This is a genomic window from Streptomyces sp. NPDC054840, assembly GCF_053611065.1.
In genome coordinates this window covers 1-2,540 of record NZ_JBSGZP010000870.1, presented here as the reverse complement: position 1 = coordinate 2,540, position 2,540 = coordinate 1, and the positions used below count along the sequence as shown (strand labels likewise).

The following is a 2,540-nucleotide window of genomic DNA, read 5'->3' as shown; positions in this document are numbered from 1 at the left end:
AGTACGTCCAGCACACGGGCGCCCCTCCGCCTTGCCGGGCACGGCACCGGACGCCGCGGGCTCGGCCGACAAGATCCGAAAGAGACGGCCTAGCGGACGGGGAGGACCGCCGAGACGCGGAAGCCGCCCGCTTCCGTCGGGCCCGACACGAACACCCCGCCCAGCCCCAGCACCCGCTCCCGCATCCCGACCAGCCCGTTCCCCCCGCTGGGAAGCCCCGGCTCGGCCGCCTTCCCGTCACACGGTCCGTTCTCCACCTGCATGGCCACCTCCCCCGCCCGGTGCGCCAGCCGCACCACGACCCGCGCGCCCGGCGCGTGCTTGTGGCAGTTGGTGAGCGCCTCCTGCACCACGCGGAACGCCGCCTGCTCGACCTCCGCCGGGTACGCCGCCCCCTCACCGTGCACCAGCATCTCGACGGCCATCCCCGCCGCCCGCGACTGCCCGACCAGCACCTCCAGCTCACCGAGCGAGGGCCCGTCCTCCCCGCCCCCCGCGAACGCCACCGCCGCGACGGCCAGGGCGGGCACGGGAGCCGGCGCCGGCTTGGGCGGCGCCCGGAGCACGCCGAGCATCTCGCGCAGCTCCGTCAACGCCTGCCGCCCCATGTCGCCCACCAGGGCCGCGTTCTTCGCCGCCCGCGCCGGGTCCTTGACGGCCACCGCCTCCAGCGCGGCCGCGTGCACCACCATCAGCGACACCCGGTGGGCGACCACGTCGTGCATCTCCCGCGCGATCCGGGTGCGCTCCTCCGTACGGGCCCACTCGGCCCGCTCCTCCGCCCGGTCCGCCAGCAGCGACAACTCCCGCTCCAGCGAGTCCGCCCGTTCCTGCAGGCTCTCCATCAGCCGCCGCCGGGCCCCGATGTAGAGCCCGAACAGCACCGGGGGCACGGTCAGCGCCACCGCGACGAACACGGACAGCACGACCACCAGCGTCGCATCGGCCTCCACGTCCCCGCGGGTGCGCAGGTACATCACGACGAAGGTCGCGGCCAGCGACATCGAGGCCAGCGTGGCCGTGATCCGCCGGGGCACCTCGGAGGAGGCCAGCGTGTACATCCCGACCACGGCGAGCAGGAACCCCATCGCCGCCGGTGACACGGCGATCCCGACGAGCACCACGGCGATCGGCCACCGGCGCCGCAGCACGAGCGTGGCCCCCACCACGAACCCGAACAGCACTCCGACCGCCGTCGGCAGCCCCGCCTCGGCGGCGAAGGGCACGCCCTCCCACGCACACTCGACGGCGGACACCCCGCCGAGCACCACATCTCCCACGGCATCCCGCCGCCGCGCCCACCACAAAGGCGGCCCAGCGCGGCCTTCCACTTCCCCCGTACTGGTCATGCCGCCCAGCGTACGCAGGGGCCCCAGCACAAAGGCGAACGGAATTCCTGCAAACCGGAGGTAATCGCACGTACGACGGAAACGCCCACCGGCCGAGACCTGAATCCCACATTCCGGACGACATTGGCGACATGACCGAAATCCGGCGTCGCCCCGGCGACGGCACCGGTGGCCTCCGCAGCGGGGCCACGACCTTCGAATCCCTCCGCGAGCAGGCGGTGGCCCTGCGCCGCGAGGGCCTCAGCCGGCGCGACATCCGCGACCGCCTGGCCGTCCACAACAACGACATCCTCAACCGTCTCCTGGAGGGCGAACCGCCGCCCGAATGGACGAAGCGCCCGAACGCGAAGGACGACCTCCGCGCCCGCGCCCGCGAGCTCCGCCTCCAGGGCATGACCTACGACCAGATCCAGCTCGAACTGGGCTGCTCGAAGAGCTCGATCTCCCTCTGGGTCCGCGACCTCCCGAAAGTCGATTGCCGGTCGTCGGCAGAGCAGGGCCGGGATGCCGCCCGCAAACGCTGGGCGCATGAGGGCCCGATCCGTGAGGCCGCGCGGGACGCAACCATCGCAGCCGCGAGGGACGGCGTCGGCTCACTGAGCGACCGGGAACTATTCCTCACAGGAGTCGCCCTGTACTGGGCGGAAGGCTCCAAGAGCAAGCCGTACCGGCGCAGCGAGACCGTCACCTTCATCAATAGCGACCCAGGTGTAATCCAGGTGTACCTGGCCTGGCTGAGACTCATGGGCATCCCGCCCGAGCGACTCAAGTTCCGCGCGATGATCCACGAATCCGCAGACGTGGAGGGTGCCGAGCAGTACTGGGCCGACTTGGTCGGGGTGGAGCGGGCAGAGCTGCAGCGGACCACCCTCAAGAAGCACAACCCGAAGACCGTCCGGAAGAACACCGGCGCGGATTACCGGGGATGCCTGATCGTCCGAGTCTCCGCCAGTGGCGAGTTGTACCGTCGCATTGAAGGCGCCTGGTGCGGCATAGTGGGATCCGCGGGTTTGACCAAGTGACGAAATGTCCGGTTCACCCTGGCTTGCTATCCCCTGTGGTGTAATCGGCAACACGGGTCACTTTGGATGATTTGTTCCAGGTTCGAGTCCTGGCAGGGGAGCCAAGCACCTTCGGGTCCTGACCGTCACGGTCAGGACCCGGCCTCGTTTCAGCCCCCCGTCCCACCGG

The 2,540-nt window shown here is 70.8% G+C and carries 2 protein-coding genes and 1 tRNA gene; 2 read left to right on the top strand and 1 reads right to left on the bottom strand.

The features are described 5' to 3' along the window. Nucleotides 1–89: 89 nt before the first annotated feature. Complete coding sequence (locus tag ACWGIU_RS35255) at nt 90–1,349, bottom strand: sensor histidine kinase (RefSeq protein WP_453712173.1); 1,260 nt, start codon at nt 1,347–1,349, stop codon at nt 90–92. Between the two features lie 131 nt (nt 1,350–1,480). Here ACWGIU_RS35255 and ACWGIU_RS35250 point away from each other — a divergent pair, with 131 nt between their 5' ends. Together ACWGIU_RS35250 and ACWGIU_RS35245 are read left to right on the top strand one after the other, a co-directional pair. After that, nucleotides 1,481–2,371, top strand: a complete 891-nt coding sequence (locus ACWGIU_RS35250; protein ID WP_453712172.1) for a hypothetical protein — start codon at nt 1,481–1,483, stop codon at nt 2,369–2,371. 29 nt (nt 2,372–2,400) lie between these two features. Further along, a tRNA-Gln gene (locus tag ACWGIU_RS35245) sits at nt 2,401–2,475 on the top strand. Nucleotides 2,476–2,540: the final 65 nt, after the last annotated feature.

What these genes read in the sequence shown, in the direction of transcription:
- ACWGIU_RS35255 (WP_453712173.1), bottom strand. Translation starts at nt 1,349, where the DNA reads ATGACCAGTACGGGGGAAGTGGAAGGCCGCGCTGGGCCGCCTTTGTGG.
- ACWGIU_RS35250 (WP_453712172.1), top strand. Translation starts at nt 1,481, where the DNA reads ATGACCGAAATCCGGCGTCGCCCCGGCGACGGCACCGGTGGCCTCCGC.